At 66.4% G+C, this 22421-nt stretch carries 20 protein-coding genes; 9 read left to right on the top strand and 11 right to left on the bottom strand.

The genetic code is table 11. The annotated features are described in order from the left end of the window. Window positions 1–59: 59 nt before the first annotated feature. Window positions 60–1682, top strand: a complete 1623-nt coding sequence (locus MF607_RS11195) for an NAD(P)/FAD-dependent oxidoreductase (RefSeq protein ID WP_242118686.1) — start codon at window positions 60–62, stop codon at window positions 1680–1682. Between the two features lie 261 nt (window positions 1683–1943). On the opposite strand, the gene MF607_RS11190 is transcribed toward MF607_RS11195, so the two are convergent. The 3 genes from MF607_RS11190 to MF607_RS11180 all read right to left on the bottom strand — a co-directional run bounded on the left by MF607_RS11190 (window position 1944) and on the right by MF607_RS11180 (window position 4705). Then, window positions 1944–2939 (bottom strand): GGDEF domain-containing protein, encoded by a 996-nt coding sequence (locus MF607_RS11190; RefSeq protein ID WP_242118685.1) that lies wholly within the window; start codon window positions 2937–2939, stop codon window positions 1944–1946. 178 nt (window positions 2940–3117) lie between these two features. After that, a complete protein-coding gene (locus tag MF607_RS11185) occupies window positions 3118–3669 on the bottom strand; it encodes a peroxiredoxin (protein ID WP_242118683.1) in 552 nt (183 codons plus the stop codon). Between the two features lie 40 nt (window positions 3670–3709). After that, window positions 3710–4705: a phospholipase A gene (locus MF607_RS11180; RefSeq protein ID WP_242118681.1), complete on the bottom strand. Its 996-nt coding sequence runs from the start codon at window positions 4703–4705 to the stop codon at window positions 3710–3712. A 98-nt stretch (window positions 4706–4803) separates the two neighbouring features. Here MF607_RS11180 and hisN point away from each other — a divergent pair, with 98 nt between their 5' ends. Next, window positions 4804–5586, top strand: a complete 783-nt coding sequence (gene hisN, locus MF607_RS11175) for a histidinol-phosphatase (protein WP_242118962.1) — start codon at window positions 4804–4806, stop codon at window positions 5584–5586. A 61-nt stretch (window positions 5587–5647) separates the two neighbouring features. Continuing rightward, complete coding sequence (locus tag MF607_RS11170) at window positions 5648–6163, top strand: YciE/YciF ferroxidase family protein (protein WP_242118679.1); 516 nt, start codon at window positions 5648–5650, stop codon at window positions 6161–6163. 37 nt (window positions 6164–6200) lie between these two features. On the opposite strand, the gene MF607_RS11165 is transcribed toward MF607_RS11170, so the two are convergent. Both MF607_RS11165 and MF607_RS11160 read right to left on the bottom strand, forming a co-directional pair. Next, the gene (locus MF607_RS11165; RefSeq protein ID WP_242118677.1) at window positions 6201–6476 is read right to left on the bottom strand and encodes a hypothetical protein; all 276 of its coding nucleotides are present in this window, start codon (window positions 6474–6476) and stop codon (window positions 6201–6203) included. 54 nt (window positions 6477–6530) lie between these two features. Beyond that, window positions 6531–6890, bottom strand: coding sequence for a hypothetical protein (locus MF607_RS11160; protein WP_242118675.1), 360 nt, complete (start codon window positions 6888–6890; stop codon window positions 6531–6533). 115 nt (window positions 6891–7005) lie between these two features. Here MF607_RS11160 and glpX point away from each other — a divergent pair, with 115 nt between their 5' ends. Further along, window positions 7006–7965 carry a class II fructose-bisphosphatase gene (gene glpX, locus MF607_RS11155; protein WP_242118672.1) on the top strand — a complete coding sequence of 320 codons (960 nt, stop codon included), beginning with the start codon at window positions 7006–7008 and terminating at the stop codon, window positions 7963–7965. 181 nt (window positions 7966–8146) lie between these two features. Here glpX and MF607_RS11150 read toward each other — a convergent pair whose 3' ends face one another. From MF607_RS11150 to queF, 3 genes are all read right to left on the bottom strand, one after another. Then, a complete protein-coding gene (locus MF607_RS11150; protein WP_242118669.1) occupies window positions 8147–9427 on the bottom strand; it encodes a glycoside hydrolase family 130 protein in 1281 nt (426 codons plus the stop codon). A gap of 38 nt (window positions 9428–9465) precedes the next feature. Continuing rightward, window positions 9466–11733 carry a glycosyltransferase family 4 protein gene (locus MF607_RS11145; protein ID WP_242118667.1) on the bottom strand — a complete coding sequence of 756 codons (2268 nt, stop codon included), beginning with the start codon at window positions 11731–11733 and terminating at the stop codon, window positions 9466–9468. A 138-nt stretch (window positions 11734–11871) separates the two neighbouring features. Then, window positions 11872–12315 (bottom strand): preQ(1) synthase, encoded by a 444-nt coding sequence (gene queF, locus MF607_RS11140; protein WP_431311940.1) that lies wholly within the window; start codon window positions 12313–12315, stop codon window positions 11872–11874. A gap of 29 nt (window positions 12316–12344) precedes the next feature. On the opposite strand from queF, the gene MF607_RS11135 reads away from it, so the two are divergent. From MF607_RS11135 to MF607_RS11115, 5 genes are all read left to right on the top strand, one after another. After that, complete coding sequence (locus MF607_RS11135) at window positions 12345–13892, top strand: cryptochrome/photolyase family protein (protein ID WP_242118663.1); 1548 nt, start codon at window positions 12345–12347, stop codon at window positions 13890–13892. Window positions 13893–14006: 114 nt separating this feature from the next. After that, window positions 14007–14828 (top strand): sulfurtransferase, encoded by an 822-nt coding sequence (locus tag MF607_RS11130; RefSeq protein WP_242118661.1) that lies wholly within the window; start codon window positions 14007–14009, stop codon window positions 14826–14828. Continuing rightward, window positions 14825–16018 carry a cystathionine beta-lyase gene (gene metC, locus MF607_RS11125; protein ID WP_242118659.1) on the top strand — a complete coding sequence of 398 codons (1194 nt, stop codon included), beginning with the start codon at window positions 14825–14827 and terminating at the stop codon, window positions 16016–16018. The genes MF607_RS11130 and metC overlap by 4 nt, the downstream gene beginning before the upstream one ends. Then, window positions 16015–17295: a mechanosensitive ion channel family protein gene (locus MF607_RS11120; RefSeq protein ID WP_242118657.1), complete on the top strand. Its 1281-nt coding sequence runs from the start codon at window positions 16015–16017 to the stop codon at window positions 17293–17295. The genes metC and MF607_RS11120 overlap by 4 nt, the downstream gene beginning before the upstream one ends. Before the next feature lie 156 nt (window positions 17296–17451). Further along, the gene (locus tag MF607_RS11115) at window positions 17452–18582 is read left to right on the top strand and encodes a GNAT family N-acetyltransferase (RefSeq protein WP_242118655.1); all 1131 of its coding nucleotides are present in this window, start codon (window positions 17452–17454) and stop codon (window positions 18580–18582) included. A 139-nt stretch (window positions 18583–18721) separates the two neighbouring features. On the opposite strand, the gene MF607_RS11110 is transcribed toward MF607_RS11115, so the two are convergent. From MF607_RS11110 to MF607_RS11100, 3 genes are all read right to left on the bottom strand, one after another. Next, the gene (locus MF607_RS11110; RefSeq protein WP_242118654.1) at window positions 18722–19036 is read right to left on the bottom strand and encodes a hypothetical protein; all 315 of its coding nucleotides are present in this window, start codon (window positions 19034–19036) and stop codon (window positions 18722–18724) included. An 11-nt stretch (window positions 19037–19047) separates the two neighbouring features. After that, window positions 19048–20688: a hypothetical protein gene (locus MF607_RS11105; RefSeq protein ID WP_242118652.1), complete on the bottom strand. Its 1641-nt coding sequence runs from the start codon at window positions 20686–20688 to the stop codon at window positions 19048–19050. An 88-nt stretch (window positions 20689–20776) separates the two neighbouring features. After that, a complete protein-coding gene (locus tag MF607_RS11100; protein WP_242118650.1) occupies window positions 20777–22384 on the bottom strand; it encodes a hypothetical protein in 1608 nt (535 codons plus the stop codon). Window positions 22385–22421: the final 37 nt, after the last annotated feature.

The raw sequence follows: 22421 nt of genomic DNA, 5'->3' as shown, positions 1-22421 counted from the left end.
CGCGCTGCGGGGACAATCGCGACGCTTTCCCGCTTCGTCGACAGGCTGTAGATGGCCGGATGCTTCGCATCACCGAACTCAAACTGCCCCTCAACCATCCCGAGGAGGCACTGACCGCCGCGATCCGCGATCGGCTGCGCATCACCCCGCGCGACCTGGTTCGATACACGATCGCGCGCAGGGCGCATGACGCGCGCGACAAGGACGATATCCAGCTCGTCTATTCGGTCGACGTCACCGTCCGCAACGAAGCGCAGGTGCTGGGACGCACGAAGCGCGACCGCAATGTCGGTCCGACGCCCGATACCGGCTATCGCTTCGTCGCCAAGGCACCGGCCGACTATGCCGGCCCGCGGCCGATCGTCGTCGGCGCAGGCCCGTGCGGGCTGTTCGCCGGGCTGATCCTTGCGCAGATGGGCTTTCGCCCGATCATCCTCGAACGCGGCAAGGTCGTGCGCCAGCGGACGCAGGACACCTGGGGCCTGTGGCGACGGAGCGAATTGAACCCCGAATCGAACGTGCAGTTCGGCGAAGGCGGCGCCGGTACCTTTTCCGACGGCAAGCTGTGGAGCCAGATCAAGGATCCGCGCCATCTCGGCCGCAAGGTGCTGACCGAATTCGTGAAGGCCGGCGCGCCCGAGGAAATACTGACCGAAGCGCATCCGCATATCGGCACCTTCCGCCTCGTTACCATGGTCGAATCGATGCGCGCGACCGTCGAGGCGCTGGGCGGCGAATATCGCTTCTCGCACCGGGTCGACGACATCGAACTGGACGAACGCCCCGACGGCACGCGTCGGCTGTCCGCGCTGAAGCTGTCGACCGGCGAGACGCTGGCCGCCGATGGCCCGGTCGTGCTGGCGCTGGGGCACAGCGCGCGCGACACCTTCCACATGCTGCACGATCGCGGCGTGTTCCTCGAACCCAAGCCGTTCTCGATCGGCGTGCGGATCGAACATCCGCAAAGCTGGATCGATCAGGCGCGCTTCGGTGCCTGCGCCGGCCATCCCGATCTGGGGGCTGCGGCCTATACGCTGTCGCATCACTGCACCAATGAACGAACGGTCTACAGCTTCTGCATGTGTCCGGGCGGTACCGTCGTCGCCGCAACCTCCGAACCGGGTCGCGTCGCAACCAACGGCATGAGCCAATATTCGCGCAACGAACGCAACGCCAATTCCGGCATCGTCGTCGGCATCGATCCGGCGCGCGACTATCCCGGCCATCCGCTGGCCGGCATCGCGCTGCAACGCCATTGGGAAGAACGCGCCTTCGCCGCGGGCGGCGGCGCCTATCGCGCTCCGGCTCAACTGCTCGGCGATTTCCTGGCGGGCCGTCCGTCGACGGCGCTGCGCAGCGTCATACCGTCCTATCGCCCCGGCGTTCACCTGACCGATTTGTCGGAATGCCTGCCCGATTTCGTCGTGGCCGCAATGCGCGAGGCGCTGGTCGCGTTCGGTCGCACCATTCCGGGCTATGACCATCCCGATGCGGTGATGACCGGTGTGGAGACCCGGACATCGTCCCCGGTGCGGATCACCCGAGGCGACGATTTCCAGAGCGTCAACACCGCCAACCTGTTCCCCGCCGGCGAAGGGGCCGGCTATGCCGGTGGCATCCTGTCGGCGGCGGTCGATGGCATCAAGGTCGCGGAGGCGGTCGGCCGCGCCCTTGTCCGATAGTTCAGGCGATCGGTACGACGGGTGCGGCGGCCGACAACAGGACGGCGGAAACGAAGAACGCGGCAAAGGCGGCGGCGAACTGCTGGCGAAGGTCGAGACGGGTCATCGAAGTTACTCCTTGCTTGGCCGTGTGAACCATTTCACCGGCGATGCGGAGCGCTTTGCAGGGGTCATGCCAAATTTGTAAGTGATTGTTTACAAACGACTTAATTCCAGAGAAGCGCCTCCTTCTCGCGATATTGGCGCAATCTCCGCCAGCAGTTAGCGCATTTCACCAACCATTCGGTTCCGCCCGCCGCGTTTCGCCGCATATAGCAGATGATCCGCCCGCGCGACGCCTTCGACGATCGTCTCATCCGAACGCAGCGTCACCAGCCCGGCCGACAGCGTGATCCCGTCGATCACCGTATCGCTTTCCCGCAACCGGTAGCGTCGCGCTCCCACCGCCCGTCGTGCGCGTTCGAGCAGGGCGCCCGCAGCCATCGGATCGATTCCGTCCAGCAGCACGGCGAATTCCTCCCCCCCATAGCGTGCGACCAGTTGCCCGGCGCACTCGCGCGTCAACGTCGCCGCAATCGCCTTGAGCACGCGGTCGCCGACCGGATGGCCATATTGGTCGTTGATCGATTTGAAATGATCGACGTCGCACAAGGCGACGTGGAACGGGCCGCCGGTCTTGCCGGCCAGCGCCGCTTCGAACGCGCGACGATTGGGCAGTTCGGTGAGCGGATCGCGCCGGGCGTCCTCGTGCGCGGCAGCCAGTTCCTCGCGTAACTCGCTCGCCTCACGCTTTGCCTGCGCCAGCCGCGACTCGGCGATCTCGACACGCGCGCGCATCGTCGCGGTGATCTTTGCCAGATCGGCGATCGTGGTCACGATGTCGATGCACGGTACCGCGCGCAACGCATCGGCGCTCGCAGCAAGGTCGCGACCGAAGTCGCGGGTTTCGTCCTGCATCGCGGTGACCGTCGATTCGAACCCGGCGACCAGGCGCTGTGTCTCGGCAACGCGTGGACCCGGTTCATCCGGGACCGTTGCGGCGGCCGGGCACGTCGGTGCCGGGCCGACATGCCCCAGAGCGGCGGCTTCGATGGCGTTGCCCAGTTCCGCGACCTCGCTGCCGCTCAACCGGACGCCGCCATCGGTCCGCCGGGCGACCTCGCGCGCAAGATCGCCCGCCGGATCGCTGAGCACATGATAGGCGAAGGTGTAGTTGACGGGCGTGGGTTCGAGCCGCTGGTTTTCGAGGAAAGCCATGATCGCACGAACCAGGCCGTTTCCGACCGGGGTCCCGCTACCGATTCTTTCCAGATACACCGCGTCTTCCCTCCGCCCCCGCGAAACTCTCGCCAACGGAGTATGCCCCGATTGCTAAGATCGCGTTGCGCCGGGATTTACCCTCTATCCACGATTAACGATGGGCGGCCCCCCCCGTTCAGCGCGGCGCGGCGAGGCCGCGTACCGCCGCCAGCGTGGTACGGACATGGTCGGCGGGGTTCATGTCGGAATGGACGAAGGCGATCCGGCCATCGCGACCAATGACATAGCTGGTGCGCGTGGTCATGGTGCGCGCCTTGCCATCGGCGCCGGCCGGACGATCGAGCGCAACGTCGAACCCCTGAATCACACGCGGGCCGGCACTTGCGACGGCGAAGCGACCGGCGCAATGTTCGTTCGAAAACGCCTGCAACTTGCCGATCGGGTCGGCCGACATGCCGATCACGGTCGCGCCGGCGGCCTTGAACTGGTCGACCGCATCGGCGAACGCCTTCGCCTCGGCGTTGCAGCCCCCGGTAAAGGCCGCGGGGAAGAAGTAGAGAACGACCGGTCCCTTGCGCAACTGCGAGCGCAGGTTGAGCGTGAACGCCTTGCCCGCGATCGCCGCCTGGGTGGTGAAATCGGGAGCCTTCGCCCCGGGCGCGAGTGCCGCCGACAGCGGGGCGGCGAAGGGCAGGGTCAGGGCGGCGGCGAGCAAAGCGATACGCATCGGGCGGTTCCTTGTCGGAAAGAGCTTGGGGTCGGTTATGCTAACGCGTGAAGGCAATGCCAAGCCGCGCGCTCGAACTGCGCAGACGATAATCGTCGATCGCCTCGCCGTAACCGCTATATGCCTGTCCGAAAACGTACAGTCCGGCGCCGCCGCCGATCCGGGTCAGCGGATAGGAGGCGAACAATTCGCCCGCACGCCGGCTGCCCAGCGGATTGCGCAGCGTCGCGGCGATCCGCAATCCATCGACCTGCCCGACAGCGGCGGCCAGCGACCAGTTGCCCCAATAGCGGTCGAGATCGCGATAGCCGGTGCCGACATAGGTCCACAGCTTCGGCGTCGCCTCTACCTGCCAGCCATCGCCGATCGGCAGGGCATAGCTGGCGGTGGCGAACAGGCGGTTGACGTCGATCGACCCGGCATCGCGCCCGTTCGAGTCATGGGCATAGCCGACCGCACCGACCAGATCGTCGGTCAGCGCGCGCTGATAATAGATTTCGGGACTGTAATTGGTGCTGCGGAACGGGCCGGACGGCGCATCGATCGCCCAGAACATCGTCTGCGTCCACGCGACCCGCACCCCGTCCAACAGCCCGGCACCGTCGAAGGGGCGGACGGCAAGGCTGAACTGCAGTTTCGCCCCGTCCGATCCGAGGCCAAAGACCCCATAGATCGGCGCATGCGGTTCGAACCGGTCGAGAAATCCCGATCTGCTGCCCTCAGCCGTCGCGACGACCGTCTCGTCCGAGGCCGGCGGCGCGACCTCCGCAACCATGGCCGGCGCAAGTCGGTAGCGCAGCGCGCGGAATCCGCCCGGTGCGACGGTCGCCGCCATTGGTTCGACCGGCACGATCCGCAGCCGCGCGCCATCGGCGGCGACGACGGTCATCTCGGTCGGCACCGCCTCGACCGGTTCGCTGCCTTCGTTGAGCGCGAAGACCTGCACCCCGGCCTCCGCGGCACTGGTCGATGCCGGCGGTTCGGCAACGATTCGCAGGCTTTGCGGGGCGGCGAGCAGCAGGGCGAGCGCGATCATGCGCCCCTCTGTGCCAGCCATTTGCGACAACCGCGAGCAGCGTTTGCGCTTTGCCCGTTTGACCGCCTATCTGGCACTCCGCAATGCAAAGGCCCATCATGCCCGTCACCGCCGCCGACCTGACCCTTGCCGCGCAACTGGCCGACGCCGCCGGTGCCGCGATCCGCCCGCGCTTCCGCAGCAATTACGGCCTTGAGATCAAGGACGACGCCTCGCCCGTGACACTGGCCGATCGCGAGGCGGAGGCGGCGATGCGCACCCTGATCGAGCGCGAACGGCCGTCGGATGGTATTCATGGCGAGGAATATGGCGTCCGCGACGGGACCAGCGGCCGCGTCTGGGTACTCGACCCGATCGACGGTACGCGCTCGTTCATTGCCGGGCGGCCGATCTTCGGCACGTTGATCGCATTGGTCGAGGATGGCTGGCCGGTGCTCGGTGTCATCGATCAGCCGATCATCGGCGAACGCTGGCTCGGCGCGGTCGGGCGCGGCACGACCTTCAACGGGCAGCCGGCACAGACCCGCCGCTGCCGCGACCTTGCCGACGCGCTGCTGGCGACGACCAGCCCGGCGCTGTTCGACGATGGGCAGTTGCACGGCTTCGAACATGTCGAGGCGAAGGTTCGCTCGACCGTGCTCGGCGGCGATTGCTATTCCTATGGCACGTTGGCGTCGGGCCATATCGATCTGGTGGTCGAGGCCGGGTTGAAGCTGCACGACTTCGCTGCACTGGTACCCGTCGTCGAGGGCGCCGGCGGCACGATGAGCGACTGGTCGGGCGATCCGCTCCATGCCGGCAGCATCGGCGAGGTGATTGCGTTGGGGGATGCGGCGCGTCTTGAGGATGTCGTTGAACTGCTGGCCTGTCGCGGTGGGTGACGCAACCGGCGCCGCTCCGCATCGTTGAGGGGGGCATCACCCCGCAGCGAAGGAAACCGTCATGGGCCTGTTTTCAAAGGATATCGCGACGCTCGACGACCTTTTCGTCCACCAGCTCCAGGACATTTACTACGCCGAAAACCAGATCACCAAGGCACTGCCCAAAATGATCGCGAAGGCGACCGACCCTGAGCTGAAGGCCGGGTTCGAACGCCATCTGGCCGAAACCGAAGGGCAGATCCGTCGTCTCGAGCAGGTTTTCGAACTGCACGGCGCGACCAAGAAGGCGGTGACCTGTCCCGCGATCGACGGCATCATCAAGGAAGCGAACGAGGTCGCCGGCGACATCGCCGACAAGAAGGTACTCGACGCCGCGCTGATCGCGTCGGCGCAGGCGGTCGAGCATTATGAGATCACCCGCTACGGCACGCTGATCGCATGGGCACGGCAATTGGGCCGCGAGGACTGCGCCGCGCTCTTGTCCGAGACGCTGGCCGAGGAACGCGCCACCGACGAGAAGCTGACCTCGATGGCCGAGCACAAGGTCAACGCGCAGGCCGAACTGGCGGAAGCGTGAGGAGCGGGACGGGGCGGCACCGGGCCGTCCCGTCCGTTCAGTTGGTCGGTGCCGACAGGATCGTGCGCGGTTTGCGCGTGCAATATTGCTGCGACCCGAGCAGCCCACACTGCCGCCCGTCCTGCTTCAACCCGTCGGCCTTGCGATCGAACGCCGGTTCGTCGTCGTCGCCCAGCCGGTAGCGGTCGCTGCGCCGCTCGGGACAGCCCAGCGCGCGCGGCGTAACGACACAATCGACCGGTTCGGCGACGTTCAGCTTCGTCGCAACCGGCGCCGATTGCAGGACCAGCGCGACCAACAGCGTCATCGACATGGGCTTGCTCCCCGAAAGCTAGATTCCCCAACCCGTTATCTTCGCAATAGTTGCCTATTTCGCTAACGGTCGCGGCGCGCCGATGCTGCCGCCGCGCCGGGTCGACGCGGTCACGCCGACAAAGCCGCACCCTTGCAGGAACGCTGCCGTGCCGCACGATGGCTGCGGCACCGCCAGCAACCGTTCGCGCTCGCCCAGCGCATCGACGGCGCGCGGATCGCCCTCGGCCGGTGCCGTCGTCAGCGGGACGCGGAACCGGTCGGCATTGCGGGCCGCGCAGACGAGGATTTCGTCGGGATCGGCGTCGACGCGACAGGCTTGCGCGACCTGGGTAATGTTGCGCGCCCGCGCGATCATCGCCGCCGCCCGGCCTTCGTCCTGCACCATCGCCAGCAACACGATCCACGCCGTCATGCTCGTGCCTTTCGCGATCGACTCTTCGCCTTGTTATCGAACGACGCGGCTTGCCCGGCAAGCATCGCTCGCCTATCGCTCGTTTAACCCGTTTAACGGTTAGGAGCTTCGTCCAATGCAGCCTGTCAGCAACACACTCGACCGCGTCCTCGTTCTCGAAATGGTGCGCGTCACCGAAGCGGCGGCGATCGCCGCGTCGACGCTGGTCGGGCGGGGTGACGAAAAGGCTGCCGACGCCGCCGCCGTCGAAGCGATGCGTGCCGCGCTCAACGAACTCGACATGCACGGCACCGTGGTGATCGGCGAGGGCGAACGCGACGAGGCGCCGATGCTCTATATCGGGGAAAAGGTCGGCACCGGCACCGGTCCCGAAATCGACATCGCGCTCGATCCGCTGGAGGGCACCACCATCTGCGCCACCGCCGGGCCGAACAGCCTTGCCGTGCTAGCGATCGCAGAGAAGGGCGGGCTTCTGAATGCCCCCGACGTGTATATGGACAAGATCGCGTGCGGGCCGGGCTATCCCGACGGCATCATCGACCTCGACAGGTCGCCGACCGAGAATGTGACGGCGGTCGCCGCGGCAAAGGGCGTCGACCCACGCGACATCATCGTCTGCGTCCTCAATCGCCCGCGGCACGAGGCACTGATCGCCGAGCTCCGCGCGGTCGGCTGCGGCGTGATGCTGATCGGCGACGGCGACGTGGCGGGGGTGATCGCGACCAGCGACCCCGACACGACCATCGACCTGTATATGGGGTCGGGCGGCGCGCCGGAGGGCGTGCTGGCAGCCGCCGCGCTGCGCTGCGTCGGTGGGCAGTTCAAGGGGCGGCTGCTGTTCCGCAACGACGACGAACGCGCGCGTGCCGCCAAATGGGGCGTTACCGATCTCGACAAGCAGTATGACCTTACCGAACTCGCGCGCGGCGACTGCATCTTCGCGGCGACCGGCGTCACCGACGGGTCGCTGCTCGAGGGAGTCAAGCGTCTGAAGGGCAAGATGACCACCGAAAGCGTCGTGATGCGCGCCAGCTCGGGCACCGTCCGCTGGGTGAAGGGCGAGCACCGGCTGTGATCGCTTAATAGAAAACACGCAGAAGTCTGCGTTTTCCGATGCAGTCGCGGCGTCATGCGAACAGGTAGGGCGGTTCGAGCCGCGTAGGGCCTAGATCCGGACGACCAGAACCTGACCCGTTCGTTCTGAGTAGCCATTGTGCTTGCCGCACTGGCTACTCAGAACAACGATCGAGAACCGTTCACATCGCGCCGAGCAGTGCCTCGATCGTGACGAAAGCGAAGGCGACCGAGCTGTCGGCGACGCCATAAGGAATGAAGATGCGGTCGCCGTGGCGGATCGCGCCGCACGAATAGACGACGTTCGGGACATAGCCCTCGCGGTCCTCGTTCGCGGCGGCGAGGATCGGGTCGCGGGTGCGACCGATCACCTTCGACGGATCGTCCTTGTCGAGCAGCACCGCGCCGATCGCGTATTTGCGCATCGCGCCGACGCCATGGGTCAACAGCAGCCAGCCCTCGTCGATCTCGATCGGCGGGCCGCAATTGCCGATCTGGACCAGTTCCCATGGATAGACGGGCTTGAGCAGCAACTCGCCCTCGTCCCAATGGGTCAGCGTGTCGGATTTGATCAGGAACAGGTTTTCGCCGTCCTGCCGGCCGATCATCATATACTGGCCGCCGACCTTGCGCGGGAACAGGCCCATGCCCTTGTTCCGGGCGGCGCTGCCGGTCATCGGCACGAGGTCGAATGCGCGGAAGTCGCGGGTGCGCAGCAGTTCGGACTGGATCATCGATCCGTTATAGGCGGTGTAGGTGCCGAGCCATTCGAAGCTGCCATCGTCATGCTGGAAGCGGACGAGGCGCATGTCCTCCAGTCCCTTCGACTGGGCCTGGGTAATCGGGAAGATCACCGTGCCCGACAGCGTCGAGTCGCGATGGCGGAACACCGTCACCTCGCCCTCGGGCGCTTCATCCTCCTCACCGATCGCGTCGGCGGCGGTGGCGAAGGGCGGTTCGGGCGCGAGCGTCAGTTCGTTCTCGTCGGTAATGATGCCTTCGCGGAAGGCGACCGACGAAATATGGCCTTCGCCGACCGCGCGCAGCGACATCAGGATACGCAACGACCCGTCCGGCATACCCGACTGGTCGAAATGCGGCACCGCGCTGGGGTTCATCAGCGCGGCGGCGGCATAGCTGTATTCGTGACAGAAATAGGCGCCGATCAGCTGGCGCTTCTCGTCGCCGATCTCGGCGCCGTTAAGGCCCAGCACCGTCTCGATCTCGTCATAGCGGGTCATGAACACGCGACGCGTCTGCCAATGGCGCGCCTCGAAATCCTTGAGCACGGTTTCGAGCTGGGCGCGCGTTTCGGCGGGCGACATCGCCAGCACTTCGCCGACCAGCCGCTCGGTACGGCTGGGAGCAGAGCCGTTGCGCTGCCACGCGATATGAAACGGGCGCACCACCACACGCGAAGGATCGGCATAAAGCCGCAAGGGGTGGTTGTAGATATCCAGCATTCGCGCGTCCAATTAGTCCCGGCCGAAGCCGTGGCCGATCAGGCCACGGCGCGGCGAGGGTCTGCCACGGATGCGCGGCGCTTTGAAAGGGCTGAAATCGCGCAGGATGCCAATTGCAGCGCGAGAATCGACTCCGCCCCCTGATTGCGGTTGAGACCGGTCGGCATCAGCCCGTCGAAACAGCCGCCATCGGCCACCGTCGCCAGCGGCAGATCGAGATCGTTGGCGCCCAGATACCAGTTATACGCCTTCACCGCTTCGTCCCGCCAACGCCGGTCGCCGGTCGCTTCGAACGCGGCGGCACAGGCCTCCACCGTCGCCTGCGCTTCCAGCGGCTGCTGGTCGAAGGGCAGCGGATCGGCATAGGCGCGACCGAAACTTTCGGTGCCGACGGCGCGGAAGCGGCCTTCGGGCGAGGTCTGGCGGCTGACGATCCAGTCGAGCGTGTCGAGGCCGACCTGCAGGAAATCGTCGCGCTTGAGTGCCTTGCCGGCGCGGATCATCGCTTCGGGCAGACGGGCATTGTCATAGGCGAGGACGATTTCGAACCATTGCCATTCGGGCCGTCGGGTCGCATCGAGCAGGGTAACCAGCTCGGCACCGAAGCGGGTCGCAATTTCCTTCGACAGGGCATGACTGCCATTGACCTCAAGCATCGCCACCGCCGCCAGCATCGCGAAGGCGCGGGCACGCGGAGAGCCGAGATCGAGTGCGATCGACGCGGTCTGTTCGTACAGGGCGGTAGCCCAGTCGCGATGCTTGTGCGACTTGGCATCGCGGGCGGTGATCGCCAGCGCCCACAGCGTGCGGCCGTTCGAATCCTCCGACCCTTCGTCCTCGCACCACGTCCGGTCGAAGTTCATGAAGTTGCGGAAGCGGCGCTTGTCAGGGTTCCATGCATATTGGACGAACGACGCGTAGATCGTCGTCCACTTGTCGCGCTGGACCGGATCGAGATCGTCGATCTGCGACATCAGGATCAGCGCGCGGGCATTGTCGTCGATGCAATAGCCGTGTCGACGGTCGGGCACCGAATAGATCGAATGCTGCAACATGCCGGTCGCGTCGCTCATCCGCTCGACGGCGGCGAAGTCCGGCGTCAGCGCGGTCAGGTCCGTGCTGGGACGAACGCGGAGGGGGCGGGCGGCGACTGCACGCTCGATCTCGACCATCGCCGCCTCGGCAAGACACGGGAACAACATGGTCCGGCCGCGGGCATAGGCACGCAGCGCCAGCGTGTCGCGACGCAGGTCATTGCCAAGCAAGTCATTGATTTCATGAGCGAACGCATCCGCATCGCCGAAATCGACGATCACGCCATGTTCGTCGGCGAGGATTTCGGTGGCGTGAACATAGGGCGTCGACACCACGACCTTGCCCACGCCGACCGCGTAGGACAGCGTGCCCGAGGTGATCTGTGCCGGGTTGCTGTAGGGGGTGACATAAAGGTCGGCGGCTTGCAGATAATCGAGCAGTTCATCCTGTTCGACGAAGCCGTCGAGGAAGCAGACATTGTCAGCGACTCCCAGCCGAGCTGCCTGCGCCTTCAGCCGATCACGATAGGCCTCGCCCTCATGTGCGACCAGATGCGGGTGAGTCGCGCCGAGTACGACGTAGAGTGCGTCGGGGTGGCTGGCCGCGACCTTGGGCATCGCGTCGATCATCGTCTCGATCCCCTTGTTCGGGGCGAGCAGGCCGAAGGTCAGAATAACGGGCCGGTTTTCCCAACCGAAACGGCCCTTCATCGTGTCGGGTGCGACGAACGGACGGTCGTGGACGCCGTGCGGGATCATCACGATCTTGCGCGCATCGGTGCCATGGACGCGCACCAGTATCTCGCGGCCCTTGTCGGCCATTACCACGACCTTGGCAGCACGGCGCAGCAGCGCTTCGAGCACACGGCGTTCGTCGGCATTGGGGGTTTCGAGAATGGTGTGCAGCGTGATCACCACCGGCACGTTCACCCGGTCGAGCAGCGCGACGATATGTTCGCCCGCCGGACCGCCATAGATGCCATATTCGTGCTGGACCCAAACCGCCTGCGCGCCGCTTGCCTCGATCCGGCGGGCGGCGTCGAGATATGCGATGCGATCGTTCTGAGCGATCGCATGAGTCACTTCGGGCGGATAGGCATAGGCGCCGGGCCGGTCGTCCATCGCATAGACGTCGACCGCAAGTTCGGGATAGCGGTCGCGCAGCGCGTTGTACGTGTCGGTCGTAAAGGTCGCGAGCCCGCATTTGCGCGGCAGGAAGTTACCGATCAGCGCGATACGGTCGAGCGGCTCCAAGGCGACCTTATGGTCCATCAGCGTTCCTCTTTGCGATGCAATGTCCGCACCCTAGGGGCGGTGTCCGCAAACAGAAACATTTCGGCACAATGAATGGTTGCACGATTTGTGCGTTGCGACACGATTCCGTGGCGAACCGTGTCGCACCCGCGACGGTCACCCCCGCCCGCGATAACCGGGAACGTCCTGATCGGGAATCCATAGCGCCCGCGGAGGTTCCCCCGACTGCCAGAACACGTCGATCGGAATGCCGCCGCGCGGATACCAATAGCCGCCGATGCGCAGCCATACCGGCTGCATTTCGCGGAACAGGCGCTCGCCGATGCCGACCGTGCAATCCTCATGGAACGCGGCATGATTACGGAACGCGCCGAGGAACAGCTTCAGCGACTTGGATTCGACGATCGTCGCGCCCGGCACATAGTCGATCACCAGATGCGCGAAATCCGGCTGGCCGGTCACCGGGCATAGCGAGGTGAATTCGGGCGCGGTGAAGCGCACCAGATAGGGCGTGGTCCGCGGGTTCGGAACATAATCGAGTTCGGCGGCTTCCGGGTTGGCGGGAAGCGGGCTGGCCTGGCCAAGGAATTTCGGGTCCATGGCCGCCATTTAAGGGAAGGCGCAGGCGAATGGAACGGGTGCTGATCCCTGTGCTGGGCGACCAGCTGTCGTTTTCGCTGTCGTCGCTGGCCGATGCCGAGCCGGACAATAGCACCATCCTGATGATGGAGGTGGTCGAGGAAGCCACCTATGTCCGCCACCATCCGAAGAAGATCGCGTTCCTGTTCGCCGCGATGCGGCATCATGCGGGGGCGCTGCGCGCGGCAGGCTGGAGCGTCGATTACGTCACGCTCGACGATCCCGACAATACCGGTAGCTTCACCGGCGAGATCGCACGGGCGGTCGAGCGGCATGATCCGACGCGAATCGTCGTCACCGAAGCCGGCGAATGGCGGGTGCAGGCGATGCTGGAGGCGTGGGAAACGGTCTTCGGCGTGTCCGTGTCGATCCGCCCGGACACACGCTTCATCTGCTCGCACGACCGGTTCGCGGCATGGGCGGAGGGACGGCGCGAACTGCGCATGGAATATTTCTATCGCGACATGCGGCGCGAGACCGGGCTGTTGATGGACGGCGACAAGCCGGTCGGCGGCAAATGGAATTTTGACCACGACAATCGCAAGCCGGCGCAGCGCGACATGCTGATGCCCCGGCCGCTGTCGTTCGCGCCCGACGATGTGACCCGGGACGTGCTGAAACTGGTCGGCGAACGCTTCGGCGATCATGCGGGGACGCTCGACGGGTTCGACTTCGCGGTGACGCGCAAGGATGCGCTGCGCCAGCAACGCGCGTTCCTGACCCATGCCCTGCCTGGATTCGGCGACAATCAGGACGCGATGCTGACCGACGAACCTTATCTGTGGCATGCGGTGCTCTCGCCCTACATCAACGCCGGGCTGCTCGATCCGCTCGACCTATGCCGCGCGGTCGAGAAGCAGTTCGTCGCCGGAAAGGTCAAGATCAACGCCGCCGAAGGCTTTATCCGGCAGGTGATCGGCTGGCGCGAATATGTCCGCGGCATCTATTGGCGCGAGGGGCCGGACTATGTGAACCGCAATTTCCTGAACGCGAAGCGCGACCTGCCCGGCTTCTACTGGACGGGCGAAACCGACATGCACTGTCTGCGCCAGGCAATCGGACAGACGCTGGCCAATGCCTATGCCCATCATATCCAGCGGTTGATGATTACCGGCAATTTCGCGCTGCTGATCGGGGCCGAACCGCAACAGGTGCATCGCTGGTATCTGGAAGTCTATGCCGATGCCTATGAATGGGTCGAGTTGCCCAATACGCTGGGGATGAGCCAGTTCGGCGATGGCGGGCTGCTGGGGTCGAAACCCTATGCATCATCAGGCGCCTATATCGACCGGATGTCCGATTATTGCCGGTCCTGCCGCTATGACGTGAAGCAGCGGATCGGGCCGGACGCCTGTCCGTTCAATGCGCTCTATTGGGACTTCATCGTTCGCAATCGCGGCAAGTTCGGCAACAATCCGCGCATGGCGATGCCCTATCGCAGCTGGGACAAGATGGCCGAGGAAACGCAGCGCGATTTGCGGAAGCAGGCGGCGGGGTTTTTGGAGGCGCTTGACGGGTTGCCACGGTATGAGGGGTGATACTGCCGCGGTTCGTCATCCCCGCCTGCGCGGGAATGACGAACGAAGTGTCGTAGGGCAGCGAAGGGCATCCGACGCTTGACCGCCGGGCAACGCAGCCTAAGCCTCTCCCCCATGCAATCGCTTGTTTCCGCCGCATGGCTGGCCGATCGGATCGGCACTCCCGGGCTGATCGTCCTCGACGCGACGTTCGTGCCGGTCCAGCCCGATCCGCCGCGCGACGAGGGCGCTGAATATGCCGCCGCGCATATCCCCGATGCGCGCTTCCTCGATCTGCGTGGCCTGTCGACGGGACAGGCGACATCGCTGCCGACGGCGGACAAGTTCGCCGAACGGTTGGGCTCGATCGGGGTCGGTCAGGATGCGCAGGTCGTGCTGTACGACAATTCGCCGCACCATACGGCGGCGCGGGGCTGGTGGCTATTCCGCCGGTTCGCGCCGTCGCTGCCGGTCGCGATCCTCGACGGCGGCCTTGCAAAGTGGCGGAGCGAAGGGCGGCCAGTCGAGAGCGGCGCGGTGATGGCGGAGCCGGTGCAGTTCGTTGCCGATCCCGATCTGGCGGCAGTGCGGACTAAAGCCATGATATTGGCAGGTGATGGTGCGCAATTGGTCGACGCTCGGTCTCCTGCGCGGTTCGACGGGAGCGAGGCCGATCCGCGCGGGCTGCCGTCGGGGCATATCCCGGGCAGCCGCAACCTGCATTATGCGCGCTTCTTTCGCGACGACGGGACATGGCGTTCGCCCGACGAACTGGCGGCGCTGTTCGCGAGCGAAGGCGTCGATCTGGACCGGCCGGTGACGACGACCTGCGGGTCGGGCATCACCGCCGCGATCCCCGCCTTTGCCCTGCATCTGCTGGGGCGCGACGCGGCGCTGTATGACGGCAGCTGGAGCGAATGGGCGGCCGACCCGCAGACGCCGAAGGTGATCGCATGAGCAAGCACGATACCCCGCAATCGCCCGCGACGCGCGTCGTCACCGGCGGCCGCCGCGAGCAATGGACCGGCGGCGTCGTCAACGTCCCCGTCTGGCGCGCCTCCACGATCCTGTATGACGATGTCGCCGATTTGCGCGCGGCGGCGGGCGCGAACACCCATCACCGGCTCTATTACGGGCGGCGCGGTACGCCGACCCAATGGTCGCTGGCCGAGGCGCTGACCGAATTGGAGCCGGGGGCGGAGGGGACGCTGCTCTATCCCTCCGGCGTCGCGGCGATCACGACGGCGCTGCTCGCCTATCTGAAGCCCGGCGATCACCTGTTGCTGCCCGACAGCGCGTATGATCCGACCCGCGCCTTCGCCAATGGCATGCTGAAGACGATCGGGGTCGAGACGACGCTGTACGATCCGGTCGTCGGTGCCGGCATCGCCGAGCTGATCCGGCCGAACACCAGGGTGCTGTTCCTCGAAAGCCCCGGCAGCCTTACCTTCGAGGTGCAGGACGTGCCGGCGATGACGGCGATCGCGCGGGAACGGGGGATCACGACGATCCTCGACAATACCTGGGCGACGCCGTTGCTGTTCCCGGCGATGGCGCATGGCGTCGACGTGACGATCATGGCCTGCACCAAATATGTCGTCGGCCATTCCGACGCGATGCTTGGGTCGGCGACGGCGGTCGCGTCGCACTGGCAGGCATTGCGCGATGCGACCTATCAACTGGGCCAGCATGTCGGGCCGGACGACGCCGCGCTGGGCGCACGTGGTCTCCGGACGATGGCGGTGCGGTTAAAGCAGCATGGCGAGTCGTCGATCCGTATCGCCAAATGGCTCATGGACCAGCCGGGCGTCGCGCGGGTGCTGCATCCCGCGCTGCCCGGCTGTCCGGGGCACGACGTCTTCGTCCGCGATTTCCGGGGGAGTGCCGGGCTGTTCGCCTTCGTCCTCGATGGGGGTAGCGACGATGCGCGCGCGGCGTTGATCGACGGCCTCGCGCTGTTCGGCATCGGCTATAGCTGGGGCGGGTATGAGAGCCTTGCACTGCCGATCGATCCGCATCGCTATCGCAGCGTCACCCGGCGCGCGGCCGAAGGACCGATGATCCGGTTGCAGATCGGGCTGGAGGATGCCGACGACCTCATCGCCGATCTCGACGCCGGCCTCGCACGGTTCCGGGCGACGCGGTGAACGGGGTCGCCGACTGGCTGGCGGCGCGCGGCCTGCCGGTCGGCGGCGGCGCGGGGCTGATCGAGGCGGGCGTAGCGCTCGGCCTCGTGCTGTTGTCGCTGGCGCTCGGCTGGTTCGCAGGGCGCTGGGCGGGACCGGGGCTGACCGGGCTGTGGCGTGAGCGGGTGGGCGAGCATGCCACCGGCATCGTCGGACGGCTGTGCGACATCGTCCGCCATCTGGTCGCGGTGCTGGCGCTGGCGATCGTCGCACAGGGACGCGACTGGGGGGCGCTGGCCGACATCGTCGTCGGCGTGGCGCTGGGCGCGGCGGTCGCGCGGCTGGCGGTGCAGTTGCTGCGCGGCGTCCATCTGGCGCGGTGGATGGCGTGGACCGTCGGGTTCATCCTGTTCGTCGCCGTGCTGTCGGGCGCGATCGGCGGGCTGGAGCCGATCACCGATACCCTCGATGCGATCGGCTTTTCGATCGGGCGGCGGCGATTGTCACTGCTGGCGCTGGTCAGCACGCTGCTGACCGCCGTGGTGCTCTATGCGATCGTGCGGATCGTCAACAAGCTGGTCGCGCATGGCGTGGCGCAGGCCAAGGGGCTGGACCCTGCGCAGAAATTGCTGGCGCAGAAGCTGGCGTCGATCGCGGTGGTCATTACCGCCTTCTTCTTCGGGATCGACCTGCTCGGCATCGACCTCACGACCTTTGCGATCTTTTCGGGCGGATTGGGACTGGCGGTCGGCTTCGGGTTGCAGAAGACGGTCGGCAATCTGATCGCAGGGATCATCCTGTTGATGGACCGCTCGATCAAGCCGGGCGACGTGATCGTCGTCGGCGACAGCTTCGGCTGGGTCAACAAGATCGGGGTGCGCGCGGTGTCGGTCATCACCCGCGATGGCAAGGAACATCTGATCCCCAACGAAAACCTGATGACGCAGGAGGTCGAGAACTGGTCCTTTTCCGACCGCAACGTCCGGGTACGGATTCCGGTCGGGGTGGGGTATGAGACCGATTTGCGGCTGGCGCAGAAGCTGATGTTGCAGGCGGCGGTGGAAAGCCCGCGTGTGCTGCGCAGTCCCAAGCCGAATGTGTGGCTGATCTCGTACGGCGATTATGCGGTCGAGCATGAGATACTGGCGTGGATCAGCGACCCCGAACAGGGGGTCGGCAATGTCCGGTCCGACGTGCTCAACCGGCTGTGGGACCTGTTCAAGGAGAACGGGATCGAGATTCCGGTGCCGCGGCGCGAGCTGCTGTTCCGCGATGGGTTGACGGTGACGCGGGAGTAGGGTGCGCCTGCTTCCCTAACGTCACCCCAGCGCAGGCTGGGGTCTCCCGGTTATAGTTCAGGACAGGAGCCGGCAGAGACCCCAGCCTGCGCCGGGGTGACGTGATGGGCGGCCGACACCTTTCCTCGCAACGTCTCACCCCCTATCTTCGCCACCGTGACGACCATCACCGCCCGCATCGCCGAGGGCGTCCGTGCCGTGCCTGCCGATCAGTGGGATGCGTGCGCGGGCACGGGCAATCCGTTCCTGTCCCACGCCTTCCTCTCGGCGCTCGAGGCGTCGGGCAGCGTCGGCGGGCGGTCGGGATGGCAGCCGCTGCCGATCATCGTCGATGATGCCGCCGGCATGCCGGTCGCGATCGCGCCCGCCTATGCCAAGGGGCACAGCCAGGGCGAATATGTGTTCGACCACGCCTGGGCCGATGCGTGGGAGCGGGCGGGGGGCGATTATTACCCCAAGCTGCAGATCGCGGTGCCCTTCACCCCGGTGCCCGGCCCCCGACTGCTGCTGCGCGATGCCGAGCAGGCGCCAGCGCTGATCGGCGCGATCGAGGCGGTGGTGCGGCAGAACGGGCTGTCGTCGGCGCACGCGACCTTTGTCGACGAGGCGCAGCTGGCTGCGTTTCAGGCGGCGGGCTGGCTGACGCGGGCGGGGACGCAGTTTCACTGGGCCAATCGCGGCTATGGCGGTTTCGACGATTTCCTGAACGAGCTTGCCAGTCGCAAGCGCAAGGCGATCCGCAAGGAACGCGCGGCGGCGCTCGACGGGCTGACGGTGCGGCACCTGACCGGGCGCGACATCCGGCCCGAACATTGGGATGCGTTCTGGGCCTTCTATCAGGACACCGGCAACCGGAAGTGGGGCCGGCCGTATTTGACGCGCAGCTTCTTTCCGCTGTTGACGGAGACGATGGGCGACGACGTGCTGCTGATCCTTGCCGAGCGCGACGGGCGGCCGATTGCGGGGGCGCTCAACCTGATCGGTGGCGATGCGCTGTACGGGCGCTATTGGGGCGCGGTGGAGGAGGTGCCGTTCCTCCATTTCGAGCTATGCTATTATCAGGCGATCGATGCCGCGATCGCGCGGGGCTTGCAACGGGTCGAGGCGGGGGCGCAGGGCGAGCACAAGCTGGCGCGCGGCTATGTGCCGGTGACGACGTGGTCGGCGCATTTCCTGCCCGATCCCGGTTTCCGCCGCGCGGTCGCCGAGTTTCTGGAACGCGAGCGCGCGGCGGTGGGCCAGGAGCAGGAATATCTGGGCGAGATGACCCCGTTCCGGCGGGGGTGAGCGTTGAATTACCGGCATTGAACCGTACGTCATCCCAGCGCAGGCTGCGATCTCCCAGTGATCGCACGCAGCAGGAGCCGCGAGAGGCCCCAGCCTGCGCTGGGGCGACGTGTTCAGTCGGATGAATCGCGCTTTGCGTTTACTTCCGCCCGAACATCCCGCCGAGATTGCCCAGCACGTCGCCCGCACCCTTCGGATCGACATCGAAGCCGAATGCCTGCGCCACCTGTCCCAGCGCGTCGGCGCCGCCGATTTCGGACAGGATCGCCTCGATCTGATGGCGTGACACGCCGCTATGGTCGGCGGCGTCCTGTGCCGGGTCGGCATGGCCGGCGAACTTGCCGAGCAGGCCGATCACGGTCTGCACCTGTTCGGGGGTGATGCCCGCCTTTTCGGCGATGGCGGGCAGGTCGAAGCGGCCGGCAAGGTTCAGCGCGTTGTTGAGAAAGTCCATGGGCGTCTCCTTTACCGGACGATCGTGTCGCGTGCCGCCATCTGGCGTGACGGGCGGCGGCGGGGTTTGGCAAACGGCCGGTTGCCCAGATCGCTCCATGTCAGCACCGGCGGGGGCACGCGGTGGTCGATGCGGAACAGCGCGCTGCGACCGTTGCGCCAGATCGGTACCAGGCCCTGTTCCAGCCGGCGGTCATATTTGGGCGGGCGGATCAGCCAGACATAGTCGAAGGCGTCGCGCGGGAATTTGTACAGCGCCCCGGCGATCGGCCGCCAATATTCGCGCGGGCATTTGACGTCGGTGACCAGTTCGGAGGGGTCGTGGGAGAAGCCGCGGGCGGGCGTATAGCGTACGGTCAGCAACTGGCCGCCCGCCATCGACCATTGGTCGTTGGCATAGGCGAGCCGCCGGGTCAGCGCCATGCCGGGCAGATGCTGCAGCCGGGTCATCCGCCATTCATTGTAGCAGGTTTCGCCGACGAAGGTGACCAGCCGCGCCCCGACCGGGACATGGTCGAGCGCCGCCAGTTCGCGGTCATAGTCGCGGTCGTACAGCCAGAAGCTGGCCGTGGTCGCGCCGATCCGCACGACGAAGATGGCAAGGCCGATCGCGGCGAGCACCCCGGCATGGCGGATCGAGAGGCCCGGTTTGGGGCGCAGCGCGATCAGGCAGATGCCGAAGAGATAGGGGACCAGCCGCATATCGGCATAGGCCGACCCGAACACGATGCGCGGCAACAGGATATAGACCGCGATCAGGAACAGCGCGGACAGACCCAGATTGCGCGAATAGCCGATATTGGGATCGCGCAGCCCCTTGAACAACACGAGGTAGAAGACCGCGACCGAGGCGAGGTCGTAGAGCTGCCACCGGTCGCGCAGCGTCATGGTCATCCACAACATCTTTGCGCGCCAGTTGAACCAGTCGGCGGTCTGCCCGCCGACATGGCCCCCTGAACGCCACAGCAGCATCAGCAGCGCGGGCGGAGCGAGGACGAGGCAGTGCAGCCCGGCATGGAAGGCGGCGGCGAACCAGTTGCGCCGCCGGTCATGTTCGCGGATCAGCTCGGCCGAGGCGGCGAGCACGCCCAATGTCCCCCAGCCGAAGGTATGGGTCAGCCAGATCAGCCCCGCGATCGGCACGAACACGATCCCGCGCAGCAGCAGCCGCCCTTGTCGCCCGAGCCGCAGCCACAGCGCGAAGGCGTTGAGCGCGAGCGCCATCGACAGCGCGAAGTTCGCGAAGCCGAAATGGAGCGGAAAGCTGTAGACGATCGGCAGCGCGAACAGCGCGGTCGCCGGGATGCGGCCATGCACCTCGCGCGCGATCCACAGCAGCCCGACCGCGGTCAGCGGCGGGATCGCCATGATGATGAGCTTCACGGTCGGTTCGAGGCCGAGCAGCGGCTCGAACAGCCAGACCAGCAGGTCGACGCCGAGATTGCCGATCAGGCTCCAGTCGAAATTATACCAGTCGTGGAACCAGGGTGCCTGTCCGGTGTCCCAGAGCTGCTGGACACGGTAGCGCCCCATATGGCCGGGCAGGTCGACCAGCGGCGGGACGTCGGGCCATAGCAGCGGGACGACCGCCAGCACCGCCATCAGCGCGACGAACCATCGCGTCTGCCACCAAGCCGCTTTGCCCCCGTTCATGTGCCGCTTCTATAGGGTCGGCGCCGGTTCCGACAAGCGTTGTTGACAGGGTGCCGGTATGGCCGGCGCTGGCCGTGTCCGGTGCCGGTCAGGGCACGCGCCACAGTGCGGGGGTGGCGGTCGCGATCAATCCCCGCCCGTCGCATCCGACGACATAGTCGATGTCGAGACGATGCAGCAGCGTCCGGCGTTGCCGCTCCCCAGCTGCGGCAAAGCGATAGGTCGCAAGGATGCCGGCGGCGTTGCGGTGATAGGGTGCGGCAATGGCATGGTGCCCGTGGCGAACCAGCCATGGGCCGAGATCGACCGGCGCGAGGACGCGGGCCGGCGGCAGCGCGGCCAGCGCCTGCAGGGTCGCTGGCGTAACGCAGGACGGTGGGCCGGCCGATCGGGCGGAGATGGGCAATGCGGCGGCAAGCAGCGGATAGGCGATACCCGCCCCCGCCAGTCGCATCGCCGATGCGGCGGCGACACCGTGTCGCCGGGTTGCGGCGATGGCGTCGGCCAGCAGGATCGTGGCCACCGCGATCCCGCCATAGGCGCCGCGCAATTGCACCGCCGCCAGCGCCAGCGACGCAAACGCCACCATCAGCAGCATGCGACGCAGCGCGGCGGGCGAAGCGCGTTCGCGAACGATGCCGGCGACGATCGCGGCCACCAGCAAGCCGGTATAGCGCAACGACCAGCGCGGATCGGCGGTCAGGATGCTGCCGGCCTCGCCGACCTCGCGCAGCCAAAGCCGCGCCAATAGGGGATCGACCGCGCCATAGGGATTGCGACAGGCAGGTGCCAGGACGGCGATCGCCAGAACCGTGCCGATGCCGGCGACCGCCACACAGCGATATCGCGCGACGCGGGTCGTTGCGAAGCGTCCGACCATCGCGAGCGAACCGAGCGCGACCGCGCCGATCATCGTCGCGATCCAGCTCTGGCGCAGGAAGCCGTCGCATGCCGGCAGCGCCCAGCTATCGGTTGCGAAGACTAGCATCGCCGCCACCGCCGCGCCGCCCGTCGCCAGCGCAAGGCCGGTCAGCCGCGCATCCTCCGATCGATCGCCACACCAGCGCAGCGCGAGCACGGCCACCGCCACGACGAACAGCGGCACCGTTTCCATCCCCACGACGATCGATGCGACCAGCGCCAGACCGCCGCCGATGCCGGCACGCAGCGTCGCACGGCCGCCAAGCGCCAGCAGTCCGGCGAGCAGCAGCACCATCTGCAACCCATGATGGTCGATCCGCCCCGGCGCGAACAACGGGGTCAGCGGATAGGCGAGTAGCGCCACCAGCATCGTTTCGATCGGGCGAACCCCGATGCGCCGCCCCAGCAATGCCGCAACCCACAGCAATGCCGCGAACAGCAGCGTCGGCCACATTATCAGCATCGCTAGTTCGGCAGGGGCCTCCCCGATCAGCGGACGCAGCGCGCGGAGCATCGCGGCGGGGATCAGATCGGGAAGCCGCGACCAGTGCATCGCCACGCCGCGAAGCCCGATGCGGTGCTGGGTCAGATCCGCGAAAGCCTGTCCAGCCAGCCAGTCGTCAACCTGTTGCAGCCGCATCAGATCGTCGGGGTCGGGCAGGTTGCGCGCCAGCAGGTCGCGCCATCGTACCATAGTCCATGCCGCGCCCATCCCCGAAGCGAGGCTGAGCGCGAGCAAAGCAGTGCGCGCGGCCGGTGCGGCAGGGGCTGGCATCGCCCCTGCCTATCCCGGCATGGTTAAGCGCGCGTTA

The organism is Sphingomonas lacusdianchii, from assembly GCF_022664395.1.
Lineage (GTDB): Bacteria > Pseudomonadota > Alphaproteobacteria > Sphingomonadales > Sphingomonadaceae > Sphingomonas > Sphingomonas lacusdianchii.
Note: the sequence above shows the minus strand (reverse complement) of the source record. Positions and strands in the feature narration are given on the sequence as shown.